23 protein-coding genes and 1 pseudogene are annotated in these 24,501 nt (G+C 73.1%); 10 read left to right on the top strand and 14 right to left on the bottom strand.

The features are described 5' to 3' along the window. The first annotated feature begins 527 nt into the window (after nucleotides 1–527). Nucleotides 528–1,418 (top strand): universal stress protein, encoded by an 891-nt coding sequence (locus SSP29_RS57970; protein WP_089107422.1) that lies wholly within the window; start codon nucleotides 528–530, stop codon nucleotides 1,416–1,418. Nucleotides 1,419–1,460: 42 nt separating this feature from the next. Here the strand turns inward: SSP29_RS57970 and SSP29_RS48190 are convergent, their stop codons facing one another. After that, nucleotides 1,461–2,486, bottom strand: coding sequence for a 6-phosphofructokinase (locus SSP29_RS48190; RefSeq protein ID WP_089107359.1), 1,026 nt, complete (start codon nucleotides 2,484–2,486; stop codon nucleotides 1,461–1,463). A gap of 274 nt (nucleotides 2,487–2,760) precedes the next feature. Then, nucleotides 2,761–2,931: a hypothetical protein gene (locus SSP29_RS61480; RefSeq protein ID WP_167450193.1), complete on the bottom strand. Its 171-nt coding sequence runs from the start codon at nucleotides 2,929–2,931 to the stop codon at nucleotides 2,761–2,763. 352 nt (nucleotides 2,932–3,283) lie between these two features. Between SSP29_RS61480 and SSP29_RS48185 the strand changes: the two are divergent. Continuing rightward, nucleotides 3,284–3,508: pseudogene (locus SSP29_RS48185) on the top strand (hydrogenase maturation protease); the annotation flags it as partial. 23 nt (nucleotides 3,509–3,531) lie between these two features. Here the strand turns inward: SSP29_RS48185 and SSP29_RS48180 are convergent. Beyond that, nucleotides 3,532–4,536 (bottom strand): Acg family FMN-binding oxidoreductase, encoded by a 1,005-nt coding sequence (locus SSP29_RS48180; protein ID WP_089107421.1) that lies wholly within the window; start codon nucleotides 4,534–4,536, stop codon nucleotides 3,532–3,534. Nucleotides 4,537–4,694: 158 nt separating this feature from the next. Continuing rightward, on the bottom strand, nucleotides 4,695–5,426 hold the full coding sequence (locus SSP29_RS48175; protein ID WP_089107357.1) for a CBS domain-containing protein: 732 nt from the start codon (nucleotides 5,424–5,426) through the stop codon (nucleotides 4,695–4,697). Nucleotides 5,427–5,979: 553 nt separating this feature from the next. On the opposite strand from SSP29_RS48175, the gene SSP29_RS59005 reads away from it, so the two are divergent. The 3 genes from SSP29_RS59005 (at nucleotide 5,980) to SSP29_RS59000 (ending at nucleotide 9,518) form a co-directional block, all read left to right on the top strand. Continuing rightward, complete coding sequence (locus tag SSP29_RS59005; protein WP_167450192.1) at nucleotides 5,980–6,129, top strand: hypothetical protein; 150 nt, start codon at nucleotides 5,980–5,982, stop codon at nucleotides 6,127–6,129. A gap of 31 nt (nucleotides 6,130–6,160) precedes the next feature. Further along, complete coding sequence (locus SSP29_RS48170; protein WP_089107356.1) at nucleotides 6,161–8,470, top strand: heavy metal translocating P-type ATPase; 2,310 nt, start codon at nucleotides 6,161–6,163, stop codon at nucleotides 8,468–8,470. Between the two features lie 523 nt (nucleotides 8,471–8,993). After that, nucleotides 8,994–9,518 (top strand): universal stress protein, encoded by a 525-nt coding sequence (locus SSP29_RS59000; RefSeq protein ID WP_167450191.1) that lies wholly within the window; start codon nucleotides 8,994–8,996, stop codon nucleotides 9,516–9,518. Nucleotides 9,519–9,605: 87 nt separating this feature from the next. Here SSP29_RS59000 and SSP29_RS48160 read toward each other — a convergent pair whose 3' ends face one another. Then, nucleotides 9,606–9,833 (bottom strand): DsrE/DsrF/DrsH-like family protein, encoded by a 228-nt coding sequence (locus tag SSP29_RS48160; RefSeq protein ID WP_150136383.1) that lies wholly within the window; start codon nucleotides 9,831–9,833, stop codon nucleotides 9,606–9,608. A gap of 436 nt (nucleotides 9,834–10,269) precedes the next feature. Between SSP29_RS48160 and SSP29_RS48155 the strand changes: the two genes are divergently transcribed. From SSP29_RS48155 to SSP29_RS60715, 3 genes are all read left to right on the top strand, one after another. Further along, nucleotides 10,270–11,160 (top strand): universal stress protein, encoded by an 891-nt coding sequence (locus SSP29_RS48155; RefSeq protein ID WP_089107420.1) that lies wholly within the window; start codon nucleotides 10,270–10,272, stop codon nucleotides 11,158–11,160. Nucleotides 11,161–11,238: 78 nt separating this feature from the next. Further along, nucleotides 11,239–11,814: a 2-oxoacid:acceptor oxidoreductase family protein gene (locus tag SSP29_RS48150; RefSeq protein ID WP_089107354.1), complete on the top strand. Its 576-nt coding sequence runs from the start codon at nucleotides 11,239–11,241 to the stop codon at nucleotides 11,812–11,814. Nucleotides 11,815–11,975: 161 nt separating this feature from the next. After that, nucleotides 11,976–12,125, top strand: a complete 150-nt coding sequence (locus tag SSP29_RS60715) for a hypothetical protein (RefSeq protein WP_245883572.1) — start codon at nucleotides 11,976–11,978, stop codon at nucleotides 12,123–12,125. A 206-nt stretch (nucleotides 12,126–12,331) separates the two neighbouring features. Here SSP29_RS60715 and SSP29_RS48140 read toward each other — a convergent pair whose 3' ends face one another. After that, nucleotides 12,332–12,958, bottom strand: a complete 627-nt coding sequence (locus tag SSP29_RS48140) for a hypothetical protein (protein WP_089107419.1) — start codon at nucleotides 12,956–12,958, stop codon at nucleotides 12,332–12,334. A 150-nt stretch (nucleotides 12,959–13,108) separates the two neighbouring features. Beyond that, complete coding sequence (locus SSP29_RS48135; RefSeq protein WP_174856073.1) at nucleotides 13,109–13,981, bottom strand: universal stress protein; 873 nt, start codon at nucleotides 13,979–13,981, stop codon at nucleotides 13,109–13,111. Between the two features lie 619 nt (nucleotides 13,982–14,600). Here SSP29_RS48135 and SSP29_RS48130 point away from each other — a divergent pair. Both SSP29_RS48130 and SSP29_RS48125 read left to right on the top strand, forming a co-directional pair. Further along, a complete protein-coding gene (locus SSP29_RS48130; RefSeq protein WP_089107417.1) occupies nucleotides 14,601–17,024 on the top strand; it encodes a SpoIIE family protein phosphatase in 2,424 nt (807 codons plus the stop codon). 250 nt (nucleotides 17,025–17,274) lie between these two features. Beyond that, nucleotides 17,275–17,724 (top strand): pyridoxamine 5'-phosphate oxidase family protein, encoded by a 450-nt coding sequence (locus tag SSP29_RS48125; protein WP_089107353.1) that lies wholly within the window; start codon nucleotides 17,275–17,277, stop codon nucleotides 17,722–17,724. A 92-nt stretch (nucleotides 17,725–17,816) separates the two neighbouring features. Here the strand turns inward: SSP29_RS48125 and SSP29_RS48120 are convergent, their stop codons facing one another. From SSP29_RS48120 to SSP29_RS48090, 7 genes are all read right to left on the bottom strand, one after another. Beyond that, nucleotides 17,817–18,848 (bottom strand): Acg family FMN-binding oxidoreductase, encoded by a 1,032-nt coding sequence (locus SSP29_RS48120; RefSeq protein WP_150136377.1) that lies wholly within the window; start codon nucleotides 18,846–18,848, stop codon nucleotides 17,817–17,819. A gap of 22 nt (nucleotides 18,849–18,870) precedes the next feature. Next, nucleotides 18,871–19,596 (bottom strand): hypothetical protein, encoded by a 726-nt coding sequence (locus SSP29_RS48115; RefSeq protein ID WP_089107352.1) that lies wholly within the window; start codon nucleotides 19,594–19,596, stop codon nucleotides 18,871–18,873. A 358-nt stretch (nucleotides 19,597–19,954) separates the two neighbouring features. Beyond that, a complete protein-coding gene (locus tag SSP29_RS48110; RefSeq protein ID WP_167450190.1) occupies nucleotides 19,955–21,163 on the bottom strand; it encodes a PAS domain-containing sensor histidine kinase in 1,209 nt (402 codons plus the stop codon). A gap of 41 nt (nucleotides 21,164–21,204) precedes the next feature. Next, complete coding sequence (locus SSP29_RS48105; RefSeq protein WP_438363850.1) at nucleotides 21,205–22,212, bottom strand: SpoIIE family protein phosphatase; 1,008 nt, start codon at nucleotides 22,210–22,212, stop codon at nucleotides 21,205–21,207. After that, on the bottom strand, nucleotides 22,209–22,631 hold the full coding sequence (locus tag SSP29_RS48100) for an anti-sigma regulatory factor (protein WP_089107349.1): 423 nt from the start codon (nucleotides 22,629–22,631) through the stop codon (nucleotides 22,209–22,211). The genes SSP29_RS48105 and SSP29_RS48100 overlap by 4 nt, the downstream gene beginning before the upstream one ends. 2 nt (nucleotides 22,632–22,633) lie before the next feature. Further along, nucleotides 22,634–23,014 carry an STAS domain-containing protein gene (locus tag SSP29_RS48095; protein ID WP_089107348.1) on the bottom strand — a complete coding sequence of 127 codons (381 nt, stop codon included), beginning with the start codon at nucleotides 23,012–23,014 and terminating at the stop codon, nucleotides 22,634–22,636. Further along, nucleotides 23,011–24,231: a PAS domain S-box protein gene (locus SSP29_RS48090; RefSeq protein ID WP_089107347.1), complete on the bottom strand. Its 1,221-nt coding sequence runs from the start codon at nucleotides 24,229–24,231 to the stop codon at nucleotides 23,011–23,013. Before SSP29_RS48090 ends, SSP29_RS48095 begins: the two co-directional genes overlap by 4 nt. Between the last annotated feature and the right edge of the window lie 270 nt (nucleotides 24,232–24,501).

Genomic DNA, 24,501 nt, shown 5'->3' with positions numbered 1-24,501 from the left:
TGACGGTGCCGCGGAGTGCTCGATTCCCTGGTCGGCCGGCAGGATCGACAGGTATCCGGTGCCGGCCAGCCGGCCGTGGTCGAAGAGTGACTGCAGGTTGCACAACACCCGGGGGGACCGGTCGGTCCCGGACACGACCCGGTCGACGAAGTCGGGGCCCCGGGCAGTACCAGATCCTCCCTCGGTATCCCCTGGGCGGAGTGGGTCAGCAGCTCCTTGGCCTCGTTGCCCAGCAACTCCTGGATGTCGGTCATGGTCTCCGCCTCTCCTGTCCTGCGAAATGCCGATGGAGGCGGCCGCACACATGCGGGGCGGCAGGACGTGCCACAGTCCGTGCGGCCGTGTCGCGGGTTCCCTGTCCATCATCCGCGCGGGCGGCGCGCCCGGCAGGGCCGGTCGGGTCCCGCGTCGAGGCCGAACGGCCCACGAGCGGGCGAACGTCTCGCCTGCCGGGACTTTCGAGGGCCTCGCCGTGGAACACAGTGGAGGAACGCGTGAACGGGCCCCGGCGGGCGAAGGAGGACACGATGAGCCACCCCGTGCTGGCGGGCGTCGACGGATCCGAGAACAGCCTCGCCGCGGCCGAGTGGGCGGCGCGGGAAGCAGTGCTGCGAGGCGTTACCCTGCGTCTCGTGCACGCGGCTCCACCGCTTCCCGGCGACGCGGTCTCGCACCAGGCCGGGGAAACGATGCGCCGCGTGGGCGAGCGCATCGTCCAGGGCGTGGTCGCCGACCTCGGTGCCCGCCACCCGGATCTGCGGGTGCGCGGCGAGCAGAGCCCCGAAGCCCCGGCCGAGGCTCTCCTGTCCGCGGCGCACGATGCCGGACTGCTCGTGGTCGGGGCACGGGGTTCGGGCGGCTTCGACGGCCTCGCGGTCGGCTCGGTGGCCCTTCGGGCGGCTGCTGCGGCCGGCTGCCCCGTCACCGTGGTGCCCGGACGGCGGCTCGGCAGCTTCGGGAACGGCACGCGCTCGGCGGGCGCCGTCCCTCAGGTGGTGGTGGGTTTCGACGCACATCGCCCGGTCGACGAGGTGGCGGACTTCGCGTTCGGGGCGGCCCGGACGCGAAGTGCGGTTCTGCGGGTGGTGGGGGCATGGGCCTTTCCCGCCGAGGCAGTGTCGCCCCGGACGCTGTTCGTCACCGAGGAGGACCGTGCCACCTGGGAGGACCAGGAGGTCCTGCGGCTGTCCGACGCCCTGCGCACCCGGCAGGAGAAGTACCCGGAGGTGACGGTCCGCACCGATGTCGTCCTGCTCCATCCCGCGGAGGCGCTCCTGAACACGTCCCGCGGAGCCGACCTGCTGGTGGTGGGCCGCGGTGCCGGCCGGGACGGCAGCGAGGGCCGGCTGGGACCGGTCACGCACGCCGTACTCCACCACGCCGACTGCCCGGTGACGGTCGTACCGTACGACGGCTGACGCCCACGGACCCCTCGGACCGATCTCCGAACTCCTCGGACGTCAGCCGAAGAACACCCCGAACTCGTCGTACAGCGACGGATCGACCATCTTGGTCTTCGTCTCGGCGCCGGGGATCGGAACCCGTACGATCCGGGTACCGCTCAGCGCGACCATGGTCCCGAAGTCACCGTCCCTGACCGCGTCGACGGCGTGCAGTCCGAAGCGCGTGGCCAGCCACCGGTCGAAGGCACTCGGCGTGCCGCCACGCTGGACGTGACCGAGCACCGTCGTACGGGCGTCCGTGTCGGTGCGCTGCGATATCTCCGTGGCCAGCCACTCGCCGATCCCGGACAGCCGTACATGGCCGTACTCGTCCAGCGACCGGTCCTTGAGGACCATCTGCCCCTCCTTGGGCACGGCCCCCTCGGCGGTGACGACGATCGGCGCGTAGTGGAACTCGAAGCGGCTCTTCACCCAGGCGCACACCTGATCGATGTCGAACGGCCGTTCCGGGATGAGGATCACGTTGGCACCGCCCGCGACGCCGGAGTGCAGGGCGATCCATCCGGAGTGCCGCCCCATCACCTCCACCACCAGGGTGCGCATGTGCGACTCGGCGGTGGTGTGCAGGCGGTCGATGGCCTCGGTCGCGATGCCCACGGCCGTGTCGAAACCGAACGTGTAGTCGGTGCCGGGTACGTCGTTGTCGATCGTCTTCGGCACGCCGACGATCGGGATGCCCTGACGGCTCAGCTCGGCCGCCGCGCCGAGCGTGTCCTCGCCGCCGATCGCGACGAGGGCGTCGATGCCGTGCGCGGCGAGGGTGTCCTGGATGCGGCGCACGCCGTCCTCGTGCTTGAACGGATTGGTGCGCGACGACCCGAGGATGGTTCCGCCACGGGGCAGGATGCCCCGCACGTCCGGGATGCCCAGCGGCACCACATCGCCCCGGAGCGCGCCGAGCCAGCCGTCCCGAAGACCGGCGAACTCGAACCCGTACTCCTGGACGCCCTTGCGGACGACGCTGCGGATCACGGCGTTGAGACCGGGACAGTCCCCGCCCCCGGTCAGCACTCCTACCTTCATGGTTTCCTCCCCCTGTGCATGGGTGAGGCTCTTTGTCGACCGTGAGATCCATTCTGAGCGACGGCGCTCTTGTCGGCGACTCGCTCCGGGGCCGGGTGCCGGGGAACGTCCGGCCCGTCCTCGGACGTGCCGCTCAGGCCCCGGGGAGGGACCTGCGGGCGGCGCCGGTCCGGTACCCGACGTGGGTTGGCGAGCGAGACCACGCCGTCGACGTTCCCGGCCGACCGCTCGATGACCGGGATCAGGCTGTTCGCCTCGGCGGTTCCCTTGGGGGTCACCCGCCCCCGCGTACCTCGGCACCCACGTCCGAGGGTGCGAGGCCCAGCGTGTGTCCCAGCACCTCCCGGGCGATCTCCTCGCGGATGGCTTCGTCCCGGCCCAGGAAGACCCGGAGGAGGTCTCCGCGGCCGACGGCGCCCGTGAGCCGTTCCGCCTCGGCCTTCACCGTCTTTGTCCGGGCCGACGGGGGATCTGCTGCTGGAGGTCACCGACAACGACCGTGGCATCGGCCCGGCCGTCACCCGCGGCAGCGGCCTGCCGACCTGCGCCGTCATGCCGGGAAACCCGGCGCCTTCGCCGTCAGCAGCCCCCGGCGGGCGGCACTCGCCTGCGCCGGGGTATCCCCCTGACCACCACCGACCTGGCACCCGCAACCTGACTCTGCGGAAGCCTCACGGCCGAGGGCCGACCGTGCCGGGCGGAGCTCACCGGCCCTTCGGACGGGTCGTTCGGCCCCTGTGCGGTCCTCGCGGCGCACCGGACTCCGGGGACCGTGAGGAGAGCGTACGCGGCTCACCGTGGTCGGCGTCGGGAACGAGTTCCGGCACGACGACGGCGTGGGCTGGGCCGTCGTCGCCCGGCTGCGAGCGCGGGCCGGTGAGCAGCCGCTGCCGCCCGGTACCGAGCTCGCCACCAGCGACGGCGGTCCCGGGCGGCTGATCGCGCTCTGGGAGGGCGCCGGTCTCGCCGTGGTGGTGGACGCCGCCCACGCCCACCCTGGCTCACCCGGACGGGTGCACCGGCGGCCGGGCCGGCCCGCCCTGTGTCAACGACCGGATGCCGGCGCGCTCTCGTGCCCGAGCAGCCCGTCGAGCGGGCGCCGGGGCAGGCGCGGGGTGGGTGCCGCGTGACCGAGCCGCAGCAGCATCTGCGGGAACCGGCCGGGGGTGAACCACGTCCGCACCTCGGCGCGCAGGGCGGGCAGTTCGAGGGGCTGGGTGTGGAAGGCCGCCACGACGTCCCGGGCGGCGGCGTACAGCAGGACGCGCTGGAGCGCCTGACCGGCCCGCAGCCAGTCCGCGCGGCCGTCGCCCGGGGTGGAGAGCACAAAAACGGTGCCTGTCCCCACGCGGCGGCTGCGGACGGGCACGGTGTACCGGTGAGCCAGGCCGAGGTAGTCGCGGCCGGCCAGCACCGTCAGATCTGGATGGCCGAGGCAGGCCTCGGCGGGCAGTCCCCACGGCCCGACGCAGCGCGCGAGCTCGGCGGCGTGCCCGTGGTCCGTGCGGTGCCGGTCCTCCGCGGTGCGCACCAGCTCCGCGAGCAGCTCCAACCGGTCCGCGTCGTGCACCGGTTGGAGTTCGGCGCCCTCGGCCCGGGCCTGAACGGACAGGTCGTCGAGCAGGCTCTCGGACAGCCTCCCCGGCGCGAACCGCCCGCGGTGGGTGCGCCGGTGCCCGATCGCCCACGCCATCCGCGCCTCGGGGCGGGTGACCGGAGCGTGCGCGCCGAAGCCCACGCGGGCGAGGAAATCCGGCCGGCGGGGTACCGGCAACACGTCCACGACGGCCCGGAAACCGAGTTGCCGTACGGCTGTCCGCGCGTTGAACAGCGCGGCCCCACCGGCGATGGTGGCCTCCCTGCCACCCGGGTCGGTCAGCAGCAGCCGCCGTCCGGTGTCGGCGTGCACCTCGAAGCCCCGATCGTGCCCCACCTCTGCGAAGAGCCAGGGCTGGACGTTGTGCGGCGAGGGCGCCAGGGAGGCGGCCCGGGCCAGATGGAGAGCCGCGTGGCCGGGGTTCCGGTACGGGATCCGGTACGCCGTGGTCATGGTCGACACCGCCTTTCGGGAATCTTCCGTCACCAGCCTCCCCGGCCCGGCTCCCCCGCCGCACGGGCCTTCCGGCCCCGCGTTCCGGTCCGGGTGTGCCGGCGCCGCGGCCGTACGGTCACGAGGGCGCCGTACGGCCGTGCTGATGCGTGCGGCCGTCACAGCCGACGCAGCCAGCCCTCGGTCACGCCGTGGTACGCCTGTTCGTCGGGCTGCACCTGGGAGTCGTCCAGCCGGTAGGTCAGCTTGTCGACGACCGCGACGACACCGTCGACCCGGCCTGTCATGGAGACGGCGATCTCCGTGTCGCTCCTGCGTTCCAGCTGCCCGGAGAGCGTGACGACGGCCTCGGTCACGGAGACGTGGACGCTGCCCCTCGGCACCCACAGTCCGCGCACCAGCACCTCCTCGGTCACCTCTTCGCGGATCTCCGCGTCCGGCCGCAGGTAGACCTTGAGCAGGTCGCCACGGGTGACGATGCCGACGAGCCGGTCCTCCTCGTCGACGACCGGCAGCCGCTCCACGTGATGCTCCGTCATGGTCCGGGCCGCCGCGACGACGGTGTCGTCGGCGTGGACGGTGACCGGCGGCGCGCTCATCAGCCGGTTCGCGGCGAGCGCCCTGGCCTTGGCGGCCCGTCGGCGGCCCCCCGGCGTCAGGCCCGCGAGCAGGTGACGCCTCGCGGGCAGGGAGGGGTCAGGGACCTCGGCCTGACGGAACACCAGATCCGTCTCGGAGACGACCCCGACGACCCTGTCGTTCCCGTCGACCACAGGCACTCCGCTGATGTGGCGTTCGCCGAGCAGGCGGGCCACCTCCTTGAACGGGGTGCCCCGCTCGGCACGGACGACCTCGGTGGTCATCACGGAGCCGACCTTCCGGTGCTTCATGATCGCGCCTCCTCCGACTCGACTCCTCCTGAATTCATCGCACGCCAATCGTCCGGCGGAACGGGCCGCGCAACCATGGGCTGTCCGGCGGCAACTCGGGCCGAACGGCCCCGAGTACGGGCGGACGGCAGGCAGACGGGCGGGCACACAGACAGACTTACGGCCCCGAAGGACCCACGTCACCAGGGCGTACGGCCTGTCAGACGCCGGAGGAACACGGCCCGGAAGGGCTGGGACCGGGACGGCCGTGCCCCGCGTCGCCGATCAGGACGTCGCAGGTGACGGACAGGGTCCTCCCCTTCCCCTTGTCTTCCCCATGTCAGCGGGTCCTGTCCTGGACGCCGGGACCGGCAGCGGTGTGCGGGCGGGCGGCCGCCGCGCCGTCCGGATGTCAGCGTCTGTCCGAGCGGCCCCGCCCGCACTGGGCCGTACGGTCCCGGCAGCGCACCGACCGGCCCTCCCCCGCCGGCTGTGCGGGCGCGGAGGCTGGGATCGGAGGCAGCCGCGCGGCGCCCCGGCCCCGGCCGTCGCGCCGACACCGGAGGTGCGCGTCATGACCGGTTCCGCGTTCGCCGGGTTCGACGGATTCCACGGATTCCGGTCCGTCCGCGCGACGGTACGGGCGGGAGGAGCCGTCGTCCCCCGTGCCGAACCGCCCTCCGCGCGCACCGCACGTCCCGTCACCGTCGTCCCACACGGCTGACTGCCTGTGGTCGCCCCATCGAGGACCGCCCATGAACCACGCACTGCGGAACAGGCCGTTCCGACTCCCGGGAACCGAACCGGCTCTCCTGGCGGTCACGACCGCCGCGCTCACGGCCGGCGCCGTCGCGTGGCTGCTCGGCGCCCCCGACCTCGCCGACCTCTGCTGGGCCTTCGGCACGATCGCCGCCGTCGTCCCCGCCGTCGCCTGGGTGCTGACGGCCCTGCGCCGGGGGCAGGCGGGTGTGGACCTGATCGCGGTGGTGGCCCTCGGCGGCACACTGGCCGTCGGCGAGTACCTGGCCGGGGCGCTGATCGCACTGATGCTCGCCACCGGCCGCACCCTGGAGTCGGTGGCGCAGCGGCGCGCCTCCCGGGACCTGCGTGCCCTGCTGGAACACGCGCCCCGTACCGCACGGCGGCGCACCGGCACCGAGGTACGCACCGTGCCCTCGGCCGACGTCGTGCCCGGCGACCTGCTCGTGGTCGGCCCCGGCGAGGTCGTCCCCGTCGACGGCCGTGTCACCGGCGACACGGCCGTGCTGGACGAATCGGTGCTCACCGGCGAGCCGTTGACCGTGCGGCGCCCGGCCGGCGAGCCGGTGCGCAGCGGCGTCGTGAACGCCGGCGGCGCGTTCGAGATGCGCGTCACGGCGACCGAGCAGGACAGCACGTACGCCGGGATCGTACGGCTGGCGCGGCAGGCCGGCGCCGAGTCCGCGCCGGTCGTCCGGCTGGCCGACCGGTACGCGGCGTGGTTCCTGCCGGTGTCCCTGGTGGCCGCCGGGCTGGCCTGGCTGGTGTCGGGTTCCGCCGTGCGCGCGGTGGCGGTCCTGGTGGTCGCCACGCCGTGCCCACTGCTGCTGGCGGCTCCGGTGGCCGTCGTCTCCGGTCTGTCGCGGACCTCGCGGCTCGGTGTGGTGGTCCGGGACGGCGGGGCGCTGGAGGCGCTGGGCCGGGCCCGGACCCTGCTGCTGGACAAGACCGGCACGCTCACCGAGGGCCGTCCCGAGGTCCTCGACGTGGTCGCCGCGCCCGGCTGGCAGTCCAGCCAGGTGCTGCGGCTGGCCGCCTCGCTCGACCAGTACTCGCCGCACGTGCTGGCGCAGGCGGTCGTCGCTGCGGCACGTGCGCGGGGGCTGCGGCTGTCCATGCCGGCGAATGTGTCCGAGGAACCCGGCCGGGGCGCGGCCGGCACGCTCGCGGGCCGCTGGATGGCGGTCGGCCGTCTCGACTCCCCTGCCGAGAGGCCGGACTGGGTCCGCGCAGTGGACAACCGGGCCCTGCTCGACGGCGCGGCCGTGGCCTGGCTGAGCGTCGACGGCCGCCCCGTCGGCGCCGTCCTGCTGCACGACCCGCTGCGCCCCGACGCGCCGCGCACCCTGCGCCGGCTGCGCGCGGCGGGCGTCGAACGGCTCGTGATGCTCACCGGCGACCGTCCCGAATCCGCTGAGGAGGTCGGCGCCGTGCTCGGCCTCGACGAGGTGCGGGCCGGGCTCACCCCGGCCGACAAGGTCGCCTCGGTCCGCGCAGAGCGCGCCCGCGCGGTCACCGTGATGGTGGGCGACGGCGTGAATGATGCCCCTGCCCTCGCGGCGGCCGACATCGGCGTGGCCATGGGGGCCCGCGGCGCCACGGCGTCCTCGGAGGCCGCCGACGTCGTGCTGACCACCGACCGGGTGGACCGCCTGGCCGACGCCGTCGCCGTCGCCGTACGGTCCCGGCACATCGCCGTGCAGAGCGCGCTCGGCGGGATGGCGCTGTCCCTGGCCGCGATGGCCGCGGCCGCCGCCGGTCTGCTCCCACCCGCCCTCGGCGCGCTCCTCCAGGAGGGGATCGACGCCGTGGTGATCCTCAACGCCCTGCGGGCGCTGGGCGACGACCGGACGGCGCGACCCGTTCTGCGGCCCTCCACGGAGGCGCTCATCCACCGCTTCGCGGCCGAGCACGACGACCTGCGGGACGTGCTGGAGACCGTACGCTCCGCCGCCGACCGTCTCTCCTCCGACGCCGGACCGGAGTCCCTGGCGGCGGTGGCGGAGGTCCACCGGCTGCTCACCGAGCGGCTGCTGCCGCATGAGCACGCGGAGGAGCACGAGCTCTATCCGGCGCTCGCCCCCGCCCTCGGCGGCCCGGAGGCCACCGCCACGATGAGCCGCGCCCACGCCGAGATCGGACGCCTCGCCCGCCGCATCGCCACCCACCTCGCGCTCGCCGGTACGGCCGGGCCCCTGGCCCCGGAGCAACTCGACGACCTCCGGGCCTGTCTGTACGGGCTGCACACCGTGCTGCGCCTGCACTTCACCCAGGAAGAGGAGAACTATTTCTCCCTCGCGCCATGAGGTGACGCTGTGAACGCCCAGGGGGCGCCGAGGCGACATGGTTGCACTCATCCTGATCGGCGCGGCCGTGCTGGGCGCGGCCGTGCTGGGCGCGGCCATGGTGTTCGGAACGCCGTCACATGATCGAACACGACGACCGCCGACGGACACCGACGGACAGCAGCCGTTCGATCCCGGACATTCCTGGGCGCTGACCGCCGTCGGCCTCACCTCCGCCGCCGCACCGTTGTTCGAAGTCAGGGCGTGGCCGGCGCGACACGGGAGGGAGGCCGGGCGGTCCGGCGGTCGCCGGTGCGGTCATGGGGCTGGTGCGGAAGGCTCTGTGGTTCGGCAGGCGACCGACGCCCGGTCTGCTGCCGGACGCCGGCGCGCTCCCCGCGGTGGTCACGGTCGGGCCCGGAGCCCATGGGTGAACCATCCCTTGACAAGGGACCGTTCGGCACCGGCCGGGATCCCCTCGACCCACGCACCTCCCAGCGGATCACGGGCACTGTGGGAGTACGGCATGTCGAGGGAGGCCGCCATGACAGAAGCAGCCGACAACAGCATCGTGGTGGGCGTCGACGGCTCCGAAGCATCCCTGGCCGCGCTGCGTTGGGCAGCCGAACAGGCCAGTTCGATGCATGCGGACGTGATCGCCGTACACGCCTGGGAACCGGCCGGTGCCCGGTTCGCCTCGTACGCTCCCGTGCCGGTCCGGCCGACCGCCGCCGAGCAGCGTGCGGAGGCCGCCAGGATGCTCGCCGCGGCGGTGCGGGAGGTCCTCGGCCCGCGAAGCGGCCGGTCGATACGGGTCGTCGTGGTGGAGGGGCCGCCCGCGAGGGTGCTGCCGGCGCGGGCGAGCGGAGCCCTGCTTCTCGCGCTGGGGCGCAGTGCGTACGCCCAGCGGGAGCTGCCCGCACTCGGCACGGTCGGCCGCGCCTGTGTGCGCTGTGCCACGGTTCCCGTCGTCATGGTGCCCGTCGCGCCGGACCCGGCCGCGCCGTCGGCGGCCGCACCCGAGGCCGGGCGGCCGGCACGCGCACCGCGGCCCGTGTGCGCCGGTTGAGCCGACGCAGCCGCAGCGCGGCGCGCGGACCGGCAGGGCGAAGATCACGTCCCGCGCCCCTGCCGAAGCGGTCACGGGCCGGCAGTGTCAGGTGTGGATGATCCGGCCGCCGGCCGCGTGCTCGTAGAACTCGCCGACGGTGATGATGCCCTGGACCTGCTCGACGAGGTCGTCCTTGCCGAGTTCGAAGAGGTCGACGGACGCCTCGCAGGCGTAGACGCCGGCGTCGGTGTCGGTGTCGGTGTCGGTGTCGGCGATCGTCTCGATGAACTCGGGGATCGGCGGGATGCCGAGCCGGTCCGTCTTGCGTTCCATGTAGCGGGTGACCAGGTCCGGGCCCCCGGCAGGCCGCCCGGCGGCACGCGGCCCTGCTGGCCGTCGCCTCGCACTGCACCGTCCAGCGGCACGCGGCAGGACCCACCCGGGATCGCCGTCGAGTTGCAGACCTGATCGCCGGCCGATCGGCCCACGAGTGCGCCGCAACGGACAGGTCCAGGGCGGTCACGGCCACGCACCAGCCGCCCCGGACCGCCCAGGACGAGGAGTCCGACCGGGGACTGTTCCTCCTCCGCACGCCGGCCGGGCCCACGGCCGGGGGGAGGGCCACCTGCTTCGCCCCCGGGCGCGGGGGACGTTCGGCCCGTGTCCGGGGCCGGGCAGCCCCTGCCCCGGCCGACGCCGCTCAGAGACGCTGGTGGCAGGGAGCCCGCACCACCCGGGCGCGGGCGCGGATCCGAGAGAGGTGAGGATCGTGCTTCGCCCTGTAGTCGTAGGACTGGACGGATCGCGGGAGAGCCTCACCGCCGCCGACTGGGCGGCGCGCGAGGCCCTGCGGCGCGGCCTGCCGCTCCGCCTGGTGCACGCGGTCGAGGTACCGGCCGCCGGTGAGTCGGAACTGCCGGAGCTCTCGATCCCGCGCCACTGGGCCCGGCGGATCCTGCGCGAATCCATGGACCGGATCAGCGAGCGGTATCCGCAGCTGTACCTGAGCGCGGAGCAGATCGCCCAGCCCGCCGCCGAGGCACTCGTCACCGCGGGCGACGCCGGAGAACTGCTGGTGCTCGGCAGCCGGGCGTTCAGCGGTTTCGGCGGGTTCCTGGCCGGTTCGGTGGCGCTGCAGACGGTGACCCGGGTGGAACGGCCCGTCGTACTCGTCCGTGCCGATCAGACCGCCGAGGACGAGCACACCCCGGACGCGGAGGGGCGCCCGTCGGCCGGCTCCCCGCACCGTGCCGTGGTCGTCGGTGTCGACGCGGTGCGGCCCGCTGAGCAGGTCCTCGCGTTCGCGTTCGAGAGCGCGGCCCTGCGTGGCGCGCCGCTGCGGGCGGTGTACGCCTGGCGGCTGCCGTTGGTGCGGGCCGCCGCGGAGGCCGGGGCGCACCAGGCGGAGGAGGCCGCCGCCCGGCGGGCCCTGAATGTGGCGCTCGCCCCGTGGCGGGAGAAGTTCCCCGCCGTGGAGGTCGTCGAGCAGGCGGAGGAGGGGCATCCGGCGCAGCGGCTGCTGTGCGCCGCGCAGGACGCCGGTCTGCTGGCCGTCGGCCGTCGGATCCGTCCGGGCCGGCTGGGCCCGCACACCGGGCCCGTCGCGCACGCCGTCATGCACCACGTGCGCTGCCCGGTCGCGGTCGTGCCGCACGAGTGAGTTCCCCGGGGCCGGGGCGTCGTACGGCACGGGCCCGCCCCGGCGCCACGATCCGGCCCTCGCCCTTTGGAGGGTGCTGTGTTCCGGGTACGTATTCACGGCCGGGGCGGCCAGGGGGCCGTCACGGCCGCGGAGTTGCTCTCGGTGGCCGCGTTCGTGGAGGGCCGGTACGCGCAGGCTTTCCCGAGCTTCGGATCGGAGCGGACGGGTGCGCCGGTGACGGCGTTCTGCCGGATCGACGACCGTCCGATCCGCGTCCGCGAGCCGGTCACGCGGCCCGACGCACTGGTGATCCAGGACGCGACGCTGCTGCACCAGGTGAACGTCTTCGAGGGACTGCGGCCGGGAGGCCCGGTCCTGGACAACTCCCCGCGCGGCGCGCACGACCTGGGCCTGGACAGGCTCACCGGGCCCGTCGTCACCGCCCCCGCCACCACGCTCGCGCTGCGCCATGCCGGCCGTCCGGTGCCCGGGGCCGTCCTGCCCGGCGGCCTCGCGGCCCTCACCGGCTGCGTGACGATCGACTCCCTGGCCGCCGCAGTCCAGGACCGCTTCCCCGGCCCGGTCGGGGAGGCCACCGCGGACGCGGCCCGGGAGGAGTACGACCACGTCAGGATCGCCAGGGAGGAGCGTCTCCCCGCTGAAGCGGACTGAGGGGTCACGGGCGGTCGCCGAGACCGTCGTGTCCCGCGCCCCCCGGGACCAGGCACCCGCCGGCCGACGCCGCGCGGCTCAACACCTGGTACTGCTCGGACGCGCCCGCCACGGTCCGGCCACGGCTCGAACTGGCACGCCGCGTCTCGACGTTCGACGAGGTGGTGCAGGGTCTCGACGAGTCGACCGCGCTCTTCGAGGCCCGGCGCCGCATGTCGTGCGGCAACTGCTACGGCGTCCGTCCCGACAACGCGATCACCAAGCCGGGTGCCGGCAAGGGGTTCGCGATCGACATGGTGCCCGAGGACTGAAGAGGACTGAAGGGGACGGCATCCCCGCGGAGGCACCGCGCATGCTGCGCGCTGTCTGGCGTAGCGCCCTCGCCCTCGCCCCCGGATCGCCCCTGCCTGCTCGTCCTCTGCAACGGCTGACGCGGCGTCGGGCCACCGGCACAACACGGCAGGCCCCGTTGCGGGGCCTGCCGTGTTTCTGTGTGTTCCGGAGGGTCTCCGGGGGGTCAGAGCAGCCAGCGGTTGCGGCTGACGAAGGGAAGCCGCGCCCAGATCTTGCCCAGGCCCCAGACCGCGCCGGCACCCGCGGCCGCGAGGGCGATGAGGACGACGGCGTAGATGAGGTGGTAGTCGGCGAACGGATTGGTGGACATGCTCGGCGAACCGTCCGAGAGGTGCTTGGCCGGCGGCCACTCGGCGATCCACATGAACGCCATCATCAGGGTGCCGGCGAGCGCGGTGATGCGCAGGCCGATGCCCGCTGTCAGCGCGAGGCCGATGCCGAGCAGGCCGAGCATGAACAGCCAGTCCGCCCAGCCCTGTCCGGCCCAGTCGTGGAACGTCGACTCCATCGGGCCGGCGGCGACACCGCTCAGGAAGCCCTTGGTGGGCGAGCCGCCGTCGATCCAGCCCTTTCCGGACGGGGTGGCGTAGCCGAAGCCGAACGTCTTGTCCAGGAACGCCCACAGGAAGACGAACCCGGTCACCAGGCGGAGCCCGGCGAGCGCGTACGCGGTGGTCGCCGTCGCCGCCGCGGTCGTCACCTCACCGGACTCGGATGCCGTCCCCGTCCTGCGCAGGGACGGAAGGCGGAACCCCAGGTGCCGGCGGGGGTGGTCGTGGTGGACTGCCATGATGGTCATCCCTTCCAAGGGGTGGTGCGTAGGATCCGACGACTCTCGTTGCGCCTTCAATGTCCCGCTGTCGTGACCGCTCCGCAGGGGGCCGCCCCGCCCGCCTCACAGGGCCGAACGTCCCGCTTCGCGAGGGACGTTGAGGACCCGTCAGCCGGTGACGGGAACGAGCAGCACCGGGCAGTGGGAGCGGTGCAGCAGGGTGTGCGCGACGGGGCCGAGGCGCCGGCCGAGCGGGCCGGGCCGGCGATGGACGCCGATGACGACGACGGCCGACTCCCGCGTGGCCTCCACCAGCGCCCGCGCCGGGCTGGTGCGCACCGTACGGGCGTCCACGGAGATCTCCGGGTACCGCTCCCGCAGCCGGGCCACACCGAACCGGGGCACGGCTTCCTCGGCCCGGTCGTCCAGGTCGCCATGCCGCCGGCCGGGGCCGGCCGCCGGGATCGGCGAGGGCATTTCGGGAGTGGTGTGCCGATGGGCCGCCGCGTGCAGGACGCGCAGCGCCACCCGGCGCCGCTCCGCCTCCTGGAAGGCGTAGGCGGCCACGTCCGCGTCGGCGTCGCCTTCCAGACCCAGCAGCACCGGAGGCCCGCCGTGTGTTCCCCGCTCCCGCTCCGCGGCGGGCGTACCCCGGTCGCGCGGGCAGTCGTCGCGCACGACCAGCAAGGGCCCCCGGGTCTGCGCGGCCAGCCGCAGGCTGACCGAACCCGCCAGCCGGCCGGTGATTCCGCCCAGCCCCCGGGTGCCCACGACGGTGAGGGCCGCGCCCGCGCCCTCGTGGACGAGTGTCTCCACGGCGTCGCCCTCGACGGCGCTGATCACGACCGGCAGGCCCGGATGCCGTCCGCGCACGCGTGCCGCGGCGGAGGCGAGCACCGGCGGGGCCTCGTCGCGATCGGCCACGGCGTACACGATGTGCAGCCCGGCGGCGCGGCGCACGGCCTCGTCGGCGGCCTGGTCCAGCGCCCGTACGGCGACCAGTGAACCGTCCACTCCGACGACCACGTTCTGGTGGGTCATGTCCCGTTCCCTTCTGCTCCCTTGCACGGTGGAAGGGGCCGCCGAGTGCCGTGATCGCCTCATGACGGCTCGCCGGGACACACGGCGGTTCCGCAGACGATGCTGGCCCCGCCCCGCCGCCGTCGGCAGGGGCCGCAGGCCCCGCCGATGCGTCGTTCGGCCCCTTGCCGCGAGGCCGTGTGGTCCCGGGGCACAGCCACGTGCTCATCGCGCGCCGGTGGCTACGCGGTGGAGAGCCGGTGAGACGACTTCCGCTGCTGTACCAGTGGTTTCGTCCAAGCAGAGCGAGCTCATGGGCCTTCCTCACTCTCCGTGACCATTCCGCCCCCGCACCAGCACACACGGTGACCAAGCTGTCACGGTGGGCCGAGAACCGTCGCCGCCTCCTGGCTGCATGCCTCTGCCGGCCTTCCAGGGGCTGGACGTGTCCGGACTTGTCCCGCATGACGCGCGAAGGCTGCGATGAACGATGGAAGTGACGCGCGGGAGCGAGTGGAGAACGATAGAAGCGAGGTACGAGGCCGACGTGGCGAGGACCGGTCGCCTCGGGCGCTCCGTGACCTCCTGGCGCTCGTCCGGGGCCACGGTGGCCGAGCCGGCAGAACGGGCGGTGACCGACATGCGCGATGCCATCCCATCAAGCGGGAACCCGGGCACACCGCCCGATCCGGTGGACTCGGCCACGGCGGTCGTCGACGACCGGGGAGTCGTGACGGGATGGAGTCCCGGTGCCGAGCGCCTGCTCGGCTACTCCTGTCAGGAGGTCGTCGGCAGCCCCGTCAGCCGTCTGATCGTCTCGGAAGCGGGGAGCGAGGACGGCCCTCCGGCCCTCGGCACGCACGTCGCAGAGGCCCTGCTCCGGCATCGGGACGGCCGGGCCGTGGAGGCACAGGTGCGGGTGTATCCGTCGGTCAACCACCGAGGCCACGCCCAGCGGGTCCTCATCGTGACGCCACCGGAACGGTCCCGGCCGGACCTGGTGACGGCGTACGAGGCGTTCGCGCAGTGCCATCTGCCCGTGATGGTGTACGACGCCGAGCTGCGGGCCGTGCGGGCGAGCTCCGGTGCCGCACGTGAGCTCGGGCTGGGCGAGGAATGGATGCGCGGTCGGCGCGTCACCGAGATCCTGCCGCCCCACCTCTGCAGCCGGGTCGAGGACGGCATGGGACGGGTGCTCGTGTCGGGCGAGGCCGAGCGCTTCCATGTGCGGGGCAGAGCCCGGCCGGACGCGTCGGAGAAGGTCTGGTCCGTCACCGTGTCCCCGCTCGTCACACCGGCCGGGCAGGTGCGGCACGTGGAGGTCTCCGCGCTCGACGTCAGCGAGCAGTACCTGGCCAGGGAGCGGCTCGCACTGCTGAACGACGTCAGCGCACAGGTGGGGAGCACCCTGGACGTGATGCGCACGGCGCAGGAGATGGCCGACTTCGCGGTGGGCCGGTTCGCCGACTTCGTCACCATCGACCTGCTCGACTCCCTGTTCCGCGGAGTCGAGCCGAAGCCTTCCACGACGGGCGCGGTCCCGCTGCGGCGTGCGGCGCAGCAGTCGATCCTGCCCGGTATGCCCGAAGCGTTGATCGAGCCCGGAGACGTGGACGACTACCCCTCCTCCGCACCCCCCGTCCGCTGCCTGGCCACCGGCACATCCTCGCTGCACAGCACCCAGGACGAGGCGACCAGAGGCTGGGTACAAGCCGATCCCGGGCGGGCGGCAGTGGTCCGCAGGTTCGGCATCCACTCCCTCATGGTCATTCCGCTGCGCGCCCGCGGCATCACCCTCGGCGTGGCGGTCCTCGTCCGGCACCGGCGCGAGGACCCGTTCACCCACGACGACCTGCTGCTGGCCGAGGAGATCGCCGCTCGCGCCGCCGTGGCCGTGGACAACGCCCGCCGCTACACCCTCGAACGCGGCACCGCGCTGGCCCTGCAGCGCAGCCTCCTGCCCCGGCGGATCTCGGCCCAGGACGCGGTCGAGGTGGCCCACCGCTACCTCCCGGCCCGGACCCGGGCCGGGCTGGGCGGCGACTGGTTCGACGTGATCCCGCTCTCCGGCGCCCGGGTCGCGCTGGTGGCGGGCGACGTGGTGGGCCACGGACTGCGGGCGTCGGCCACCATGGGACGGCTGCGGACCGCGGTGCGCACCCTGGCCGACGTCGAGCTTCCCGCCGACGAACTGCTCACCCACCTCGACGACCTGGTCACCCTCCTGGCCGCCGAGGAGGAGAGCACCGCGGACCACGAGTCCGACCTCGCCATCGCCGCCGATGTCATCGCCACCTGCCTGTACGTGGTCTACGACCCGGTCTCCCGCCGGTGCACGGCCGCCAGCGCGGGCCATCCGCCGCCCGCCGTCGCCAGGACGGACAGACCGGCGGAGCTCGTCGATGTGCCGCCCGGCCCGCCGCTGGGTGTGGGAGGGCTGCCCTTCGAGACGGTCGAGTGGGAACTGCCCCCCGGCAGCCTCCTGGCGCTGTACACCGACGGCCTGCTCCAGGGCGCCGAGCACGACCTGGGCAAGGGGCAGGCTCGGCTGCTCCAATGCCTTGACCAGCCCGTCTCCCGGCCTCTGGAAACTCTCTGCGACGAGGTGATCCGGAGTCTGCTGCCTGCGCAGCCCGAGGACGACGTCGCCCTGCTCGTCGCGCGCACCCGGGCGCTCGACGCCGACCAGGTCGCCACCTGGGACCTGCCCTCCGATCCGGCCGTGGTCGCCGACGCCCGGGCACAGGTGCTGGCCCGGCTGGACGCCTGGCACCTGCCGGACGTGGCGTTCACGGCCGAGCTGGTGGTCAGCGAACTCGTCACGAACGCCATCCGCTACGGGCAACCGCCCGTCCAGCTCCGGCTGATCCGGGGGACCACACTGCTCTGCGAGGTCTCCGACGCCAGCGGCACCGCACCGCACCTGCGCCGCGCCCGCACCTACGACGAGGGCGGCCGCGGCCTGCTGCTCATCGCCCAGCTCGCCCACCGCTGGGGCACCCGCCACCAGCCCACCGGCAAGACCATCTGGGCCGAGATAGAACTGACGGAACGAGACACCTGACGGCTTCGGGCACCCGGGCTCAGGACGACCGGCGCAGAACTGCCCGTCCCTGCCTTCGACGGCAGGGCCATGCCGTCCACCCATCCCCTGCCGTGCACGTGCCGTGCGCATGCGGATTCGCCTGTGAGCACCTGGGTACCCACGCGCGGGCGGACGCCCCCTGAGCACGGGCCGAGCAGCCCCCGAGCAGCTCTGGCGAAAGGGCCGGTCGGCCCTACATCCATGCCCGCGGTACGAGGAGGATGGCCAGATGCCCCGGGACGACGACTTTCGCGTACTCGACCGCCAGGAGTGCCTGCGCCTGCTCGCCAAGGTGCCGGTCGGCCGCGTGGTCTACACCCGGCAGGCGCTGCCCGCAGTCCTCCCGGTCAACTTCTCGCTGGACGCGGATTCCTCGGTGCTGCTGTGCACCGCCTCGGAGTCAGAACTGGTCCGTGCCGTCGAAGGCGTCGTGGTCGCCTTCGAGGCGGATGACTTCGATGCCGAGAACCGGTCCGGCTGGAGTGTGGTCGTCACCGGACGGGCCACCGTGGTGAGCGGCTCCGCGGAACACGCGCGGCTGTCACAGACCGGCCCCCGCTCATGGATGCCGACACGGGATCCGGTGTTCGTCCGGATCGATTCCGAGATGATCACCGGGCGGGAACTGGGGCGCCCGGAGTCTCCTGAGACCCCACCGGAGCAGGCGCCGGACGGCTGACACCGGCCACACGGTCCGGGGCCGGAGTCGTCAGCCGGACATCACCACCTTCGCGCCCCGCCGGCCCGGCTGTGCTGTCGCCGAGCAGACGATCAATCCTCGGACGGGTGCCGTCGGTCAGGCTCGTGCGAATGCGGTCGGGTGGCGCACCTCAGCACGCCGGCGGCCCGTGGTGTGCTGCCGCCGTCCGGACCGTAGCCGAACCGGATCAGTAGCTGCGGGTGACACCGTTTGACCCCCGGCAGTGCTGCCGCGGACCGTAGCTCAGGCCATTCCATGGCCTGATGCAGGAGCGACGTACGCAGCCCTCGGGCGGTGGCCGTGAGCAGGACGTACTGCAGTGCCTGGCCCGCGCGCAGCCAGTCCTCCCGCCGGTCGTGGCTCGTCCACAGCAAGGCGAGCTGAACGTGACGTTCGAACCAGAGTGCCGGCGGCCGGGGGACGGGCGGACCGCCGGTGAAGTCACGCATCGGCATCCGGCCTGCGGCGTCGGGCGGTCCCAGGGCGGTGACGGGGATGCCGTAGGGTGCGACCGCTCCCGGGGCGGTGAGCCACGAGCGGGTTTCGGCGGTGCGCGCGGGAGTGTCGTTGTTGCGTGCTTCGGCCGTGGTGGTCAGGCCCAGCAGCCGCCGCGTCCCGGCGAAGTCCGGCACATGCAGCCGGGCGCCCGCGGAATGCGCGGCGGCCGTCATCTCCGCCACCACCGGCTCGGGTACCGATCGTCCGGTGAACGGCAGCCGGCTCGTGTGCCGCCGCGCAATCGCCTCGTAGAGGCCGTCACCGGAGGTCCGTTCGTCCGCGGCGAGCGGTCCGGTCAGCCGGACGGCGGCCAGTAGCCCGGGCACTTGCGGGTCCGGCAACAGGGTCACCTCGGGCCGCCGGCCCTGGTGAACGGCCGCCAGCCGGATGTTGAAGACCGCCGCACCCACCGACAGGAACTGGGCACGGTGCACCGGGTCGGTCAACGGCAGAGTGCGCCCTGGTGCGGAATGGACTTCCAGGACCTGGCCGACGGGGTCCAGACGGAATCGCCAGGGCTGCGTGTTGTGGATCGACGGAGCCATGACGGCCGCCGAGAGCAGCGACTCCATGACGGCTGCGTCCGGCAGGACTTGGGTACCCATGATGCCTCCTCGTTCTTCATGCTCACAGGTCGTGTCCCGGATGAGGCGCCAGCCACCGATGCCACAGCGAGGGAGCCGACGGGTGTTCCGGTGTACGACGGTCCTCGCCGTCCCGGGCGGCGGAGGGACCGGGCACGCTCTCCGGCTCCGCCGGCTCTCCGGCGCACAGCAGTGCCGCCACCTCGCGCTGGTACGGGAAGGAACCGGGAGCGTTGCGGCACAAGGGCTCCTCGGCGAACGGATTGCCGGTGCCGTGGTGGGCCCGGGAGCGGGAGCCGCCGCAGACGCGGCGGAACTCGCACCGGCCGCATCGGCCGCCGAGCATGCCGTCGGCTCTCAGGCCCGTGAAGAGCGGCGAGGTCCGGTACATCGACATCAAAGACCTTTCACGCACGTTCCGCGCGCTCACCGGGAGCGAGCCGCTGGGGTGAACACTGCCGGTATGCGAGACGAAGACACACTCCCGGACGGGGTCGCCTTCCAAAGGCGGCCGACGAGTCCGACGCCGGTCCGAGTCCAGGCCCAGGACGGCCGCCCTGTCGGTCAACTCCCGGTAGAGCCCGCCGAGCCCGAGTGCCGCCACATGGTCCTCGGCGGCCGCGGTGTCCAGCTCTCGTCGGCAGTGGTCGGGGGCAGGCTCGCCGCGGTCGCGCCGCCTGCCCCGGGTGGGCTCCCAGACGACGGTGAACGGCCGGTCGGCCGCGTCGTGTCGCCGACGGCGGCGCACGGCCACCGTGTCGGTGCTCATCGCGCGGCCCTTCCCGGCGCACCTGTGCTGTGTCCGGCCGCCTCGGTATCAGGGCAGACGGTGAGGGCGGCCGGACGGTGACCGGACCGGACCGGGTGCGACGGCACCCACCACGAGTGACGGTGGTGGCATCGGCCTTGAGGGCGGTCGACGTGGTCGCGCACGGGAAACCTCCGGATCGGTCGCCCTCAGGATCCTCCGGCGGTGCTGCTCGGCGCGGCGGCCGAAGGTCTCCACAAGCAGGGCCGAAGGTCCCCCCTCTCCGGTCGCAGCCGTGGTGGGGCGTGGAAACAGAGACGGGCTCGCCTCGACCGCTTCCCCTTCCGCCGTCGGCCAAGCGGGAGGCGTGGTCCGAACGTCAGGAGGTACGTGCCGAGTCGGCCGTGGACAGGGGGATGCGCCAGCGCAGGTGGGTACCGCCGGTGGGGGGACTCGTGATCTGGAAGGTACCGCCCAGCTTCTCCGCGCGGCGGCGCAGGTTGGTCAGGCCGCTGCTGCGGGTGACTGCCGGGTCCAGACCACGGCCGTTGTCGGTGACCTCCAGCAGCAGGGCCACGCCTGCCTGGACGGTGACGGAGACCGTGACGGCGGACGCGTGGGCATGACGTGCGGCGTTGGACAAGGCCTCGCGCAGCACGGCGAGCAGGTGAGCCGCGGTCGCGTCGGGAAGCGCGGCGTCCACGGGGCCGTCGAACTGAACGGTGGGCGCGAAGCCGAGGCGGTCATGCGCGACGCCGGTTTCGTCGAGGATCTGGGCCCGGAGGCTGGCGGCCTTCTGGTTGGGCTGATGGAGGTCGAAAATTGCGGTGCGCAACTCACCGATGGTGGCGTCGAGTTCGTCGATGACGGTGTGGATGCGGTCGGCGTCGGGACCGGAAAGCCGGACGGCGGTCCCCTGCAGGGCGAGTCCGGCGCCGAACACCCGCTGGATGACCATGTCGTGCAGGTCACGGGCGATGCGGTCGCGTTCGGCCATCACTTCGCGGTCGGCCCGGGCGGCGGCCAGTTCGGCCTGGGCGGCGAGCTCGTGGGTGATGTCACGGGCCGTGGCGCAGTAGCCGATCAGGATGCCGTCGGCGTCGCGCATCGCCGACACACCGACAGCCACGTCGACTTCGGTACGGTCCGCGCGGCGCCAGCGGCTCTGGTGGGAGTGGGCACGCCGGTCGGACCGGATCTGCTCCATCGCCGTACGGAACGCCGCCCGTGCCGCGTCAGGCATGAGGATGTCGACCGGTTGCCCGACGACGTGTTGCTGGGCATGGCCGAGCAGGCGCTGCGCTCCCGGGTTCCAGGTCTGGACACGGCAGTCGGTGTCCAGGGCGACCATCGCGTCGTCGGACGCGGTCACGATGGCCGCGAGCTGAGCCTCGGCCAGCCGGACGTTCTCCAGCTCCGTGTGCAGGGCGATCAGGCCCCGGTTGGTGTCCTCCAGCTCCTGGCGCAGTTCGGTGATCAGAAGTGCTTGGCGTGTCGACTCGGCCTGTGGGCCGGCGTCGCGGGCCGAGGCGTCGTGGGCCGAGGCGTCCGAGCCGTCATACGGGCGGAGGCTTCCCGGGTTTCCCATGCCTGATCGTCCTTCGCCTGAGATGAGCTGAGCCTGGTCCATCATGCCGCGTCACGGGTGTCGCGGACCACGAGCACCGTGGCATCGTCGGTGGGCCGACCGTGGTCACGGTGGACTACGGCGGCGATGACCGCCGGGTGATGTTCCAGCAGGCCCGGGTAGTCGTCGAGGTTCCAGCCGGAGCGGATCCCGTCCGAGGTCAGGATCAGGGTCGAGCCGGCTCCCCACGGGCATTGCTGAGGGCGGGTGGTGGGGACCGGGAGGTGCGTGCCGAGGGTGCCCGGCCGGTCCAGCAGATGAACGACCCGACCGCCGTTGAGCACCCGTCCGGTGATGTTGCCGACGGCCACGAAGGTCAGCTCGCCGCGCTCCGGGTCGATCAGGCAGGCGCCCAGCACCCCGCCCCTGGTGGCTCGCATCGCCTCGTGGGCACGCTGGATGAACCGGGCGGGATCGGCGACCGTCTCACGTTCGAACACTGTGATCGCGGCATGAGCCGCGACGGCGGCCGCCGGCCCGTGCCCGAGACCGTCGACGACCACGGCGGACAGCCGGCGGTCCGGTACGACAGCCCACGCGTCACCGGACTCGCCGTCACCGCCGTACGGCACGTTGACACCCGCAGAACGCCATCCGTTGTCGACGGGTACCGAGGCGCCGAGCCGGGCGTAGACGACCGTGCCGCGCCGGGTGGAGTAGCTGTCGAACTCGGCTGCGTGCCGCCGCACGACGTTCAGGCCCGCTTTCAGCCCCTGCCCCCACACCGGGGGGGTCGACGTGTCAGCAACGCGGGTGAGGGTCCCGGCAGGCATGCCGGGACCGCGGTCCACGGAGATCAGTTCGATCCCGTCTCCGCTCCTGCGGGCCAGCACATGACCGCCGGCGCCGGTGTGCCGGACGAGGTTGGTACCCAGTTCGGTGGCGACCAGCTCGGCGGTACCTGGACGCAGTCCGTCCTGGGTTGCCGCCATCCGGGCCACTGTTCGGCGCAGCGCGCCGACGTCCTCCTCGGCCTTGATCGCACACAGCCGGTGCTCGGTCCCGCTCACCGCTGCCATTTCACGATCACCACGGTCGTACCCGAACCGGCAGCAGATGTCAGGGTCAGGTCGTCCACCAGACGACGGGCGCCGGGCAGCCCCAGACCCATGCTTCCGCGGGTGCTGAACCCGTCGGTCATCGCCTGGTCGATGTCCTCGATGCCCGGTCCGTCGTCCGCGAACGTGGCCCGCACGCCGCGTCTCCCCTGGTGGTACACCTGCTCGATCCTGATCCGGCCTCGGCCGCCGGTCGCGTAGTTGAGTATGTTGCGGGCCAGCTCGCTGCCCGCCGTGATCAGCTTGGTCGTGTCGACCAGGTTGAGCCCCGTCGCCTCGGCCTCGGTGCGCAGCACCTTGCGGACGCGTATCAGGTCGGACTCGTCGACCATGTCGAAAACAGCCGGTTCCCGGCCCGTCTCCGTCGGCATGGTCAGTCCGTACCGGTGTCGCCGCGGCGCAGCCGACGAAGCAGTGCCAAGCCCTGCTCGGCGTTGAGCGCAGTGTCCAAGTGCCCCATGGGGACACCGAGTTCGACCAGGGTGATGGCCACGGCCGGCTGGATGCCGACCACGGCCGCCTGGGCGCCCAGCAGCCGAACCATGGCCACGATGCGGGCCAGCACCCGGGCGATGAAGGAGTCGACGACGCTCAGCCGGCTGACGTCGATGAGCATGCCGGTGGCGGAGGTCTGGGAGACCTCCCGGGTGAGCTGCTCCTCGATCCGGATCACGGTGGTGTCGTCCAGGTCGCCCTGCAACGCCACCAGCAACGTGTCACCGATCTGCATGACAGGTACCACGTCGTCGGTCATCGCGGCTCTCCGGACGTCAGGGCGCGGGCGGCGGCCTCCGCCGTCCCGGCACGCTCGGCGAGCACGGCCAGGGCCAGTTGCAACGCGTCCTGCAGGGTGCTGCGGGAGCGCAGGCGTCCCATGTCGATGCCCAGATGCACCATGGACTGCGCGGTCTCCGGACGCACCCCGCTCATGATGCTGACCGTCCCCATCAGCGCGGCCGCCTGCACCGTCTTCAGCAGATGCTGGGCGACCTGGGTGTCGATGGTGGGCACCCCGCTGATGTCCAGGATGGCCACCTCCGCCTGGGACTGCGCGATCTTCTCCAGCAGCCCCTCGGTCAGCCGGGTGGCCCGCAGCGTGTCCAGCGTCCCGATGATCGGCATCACCAGCACCTTGTCCCACACCTGGATCACCGGCGTGGACAGCTCCAGGATCTCGTCGCGCTGCCGTTGCAGCCGCTGCTCGGTCTCCCGGCGTTCGGTGACATCGCGGATCGCGGCCGCCACCAGCACGCCCTCGGCGGTCTGCAGAGGGCTCAGGCTGATCTCGATGGGGAACTCGGTGCCGTCGCGGCGCAGCCCCGACAGCTCCAGGCCGGCGCCCATCGGCCGCACCTTGGGGTTGGAGAGGAAACCGTTGCGGTGGCCGACGTGGCGGTCCCGGAACCGCGGCGGCACCAGCATCTCGATCTCCCGGCCGACCAGCTCGGCCCGGTCGAAGCCGAACAGCACTTCGGCCTGCCGGTTGACCAGCGCGATGCGTCCGTCGGTACCCACGATGACCATGGCGTCCGGGGCGGACTCCAGCAGACCGTGGAACAGCGACTCCGCCCGGGCGGTCTCGGTGACATCCCGCAGGACCTCCACGAAGCCGGTCACCGCCCCGTCCCCGCCGGCCACCGGCGTCAGGCTGATGTGCGCCAGGAACCGCTCACCGTTGTTGCGGACCAACCAGCCCTGGAACGACCGCGGACCGTCCCGCCGGACCGTCTCCAGTTCCTGCTCCGGCAGTCCCGCGTCACAATCCTCCTGGGTGCGCAGCAGCGCCGGCGGACGTCCCACGACCTCGTCCTCGGTGTAGCCGGTCATCGCCTGGGCGCTACGGCTCCAGCGAACCACCTCGCCGTCCGGCCCCAGCTTGATGACAGCATGGTCGGTGAGCGCGTCCAGCATCGTTACCAGGTCCCGCAGTCCGGCCCGCGGATCCTGCTCGTCCACTGATGGCGTAGTCATGGCCGCCCCACCCCTTTTCACCTCGTGAAACTCCACCCCGGCGTCCTGGTCAGCGACGCCCACCTGCCCCCCGGCGCACTGATGCTAGCGGGCTCCGGAGCCGACGGTCAGCCAGCCCCCGGCCCGGCCGGAGGCCTCCTGCCGGCACCGCCGGACACACGAGGGTTCGTCCGCTCCGCACACGGCCTCGACGACACCGGTTTCCCGAGTGGGTCCATCGGCGCCGGGACGGGGACATCCGGCCCCTGCCTGCGCGACCGGCCCCCGGGT

This window comes from Streptomyces hyaluromycini (genome assembly GCF_002217755.1).
GTDB classification, from domain to species: domain Bacteria; phylum Actinomycetota; class Actinomycetes; order Streptomycetales; family Streptomycetaceae; genus Streptomyces; species Streptomyces hyaluromycini.
The sequence above is the reverse complement of the archived record's forward strand: the minus strand, read 5'-3'. Positions and strand labels throughout refer to the sequence as shown.

Bases quoted from the DNA above. Each gene is read 5' to 3' on its own strand.
- SSP29_RS57970 (WP_089107422.1), top strand. From the start codon at position 528: ATGAGCCACCCCGTGCTGGCGGGCGTCGACGGATCCGAGAACAGCCTC.
- SSP29_RS48190 (WP_089107359.1), bottom strand. From the start codon at position 2,486: ATGAAGGTAGGAGTGCTGACCGGGGGCGGGGACTGTCCCGGTCTCAAC.
- SSP29_RS48180 (WP_089107421.1), bottom strand. From the start codon at position 4,536: ATGACCACGGCGTACCGGATCCCGTACCGGAACCCCGGCCACGCGGCT.
- SSP29_RS48175 (WP_089107357.1), bottom strand. From the start codon at position 5,426: ATGAAGCACCGGAAGGTCGGCTCCGTGATGACCACCGAGGTCGTCCGT.
- SSP29_RS59005 (WP_167450192.1), top strand. From the start codon at position 5,980: ATGACCGGTTCCGCGTTCGCCGGGTTCGACGGATTCCACGGATTCCGG.
- SSP29_RS48170 (WP_089107356.1), top strand. From the start codon at position 6,161: ATGAACCACGCACTGCGGAACAGGCCGTTCCGACTCCCGGGAACCGAA.
- SSP29_RS59000 (WP_167450191.1), top strand. From the start codon at position 8,994: ATGACAGAAGCAGCCGACAACAGCATCGTGGTGGGCGTCGACGGCTCC.
- SSP29_RS48160 (WP_150136383.1), bottom strand. From the start codon at position 9,833: ATGGAACGCAAGACGGACCGGCTCGGCATCCCGCCGATCCCCGAGTTC.
- SSP29_RS48140 (WP_089107419.1), bottom strand. From the start codon at position 12,958: ATGGCAGTCCACCACGACCACCCCCGCCGGCACCTGGGGTTCCGCCTT.
- SSP29_RS48135 (WP_174856073.1), bottom strand. From the start codon at position 13,981: ATGACCCACCAGAACGTGGTCGTCGGAGTGGACGGTTCACTGGTCGCC.
- SSP29_RS48130 (WP_089107417.1), top strand. From the start codon at position 14,601: ATGCGCGATGCCATCCCATCAAGCGGGAACCCGGGCACACCGCCCGAT.
- SSP29_RS48125 (WP_089107353.1), top strand. From the start codon at position 17,275: ATGCCCCGGGACGACGACTTTCGCGTACTCGACCGCCAGGAGTGCCTG.
- SSP29_RS48120 (WP_150136377.1), bottom strand. From the start codon at position 18,848: ATGGGTACCCAAGTCCTGCCGGACGCAGCCGTCATGGAGTCGCTGCTC.
- SSP29_RS48115 (WP_089107352.1), bottom strand. From the start codon at position 19,596: ATGAGCACCGACACGGTGGCCGTGCGCCGCCGTCGGCGACACGACGCG.
- SSP29_RS48110 (WP_167450190.1), bottom strand. From the start codon at position 21,163: ATGGGAAACCCGGGAAGCCTCCGCCCGTATGACGGCTCGGACGCCTCG.
- SSP29_RS48100 (WP_089107349.1), bottom strand. From the start codon at position 22,631: ATGCCGACGGAGACGGGCCGGGAACCGGCTGTTTTCGACATGGTCGAC.
- SSP29_RS48095 (WP_089107348.1), bottom strand. From the start codon at position 23,014: ATGACCGACGACGTGGTACCTGTCATGCAGATCGGTGACACGTTGCTG.
- SSP29_RS48090 (WP_089107347.1), bottom strand. From the start codon at position 24,231: ATGACTACGCCATCAGTGGACGAGCAGGATCCGCGGGCCGGACTGCGG.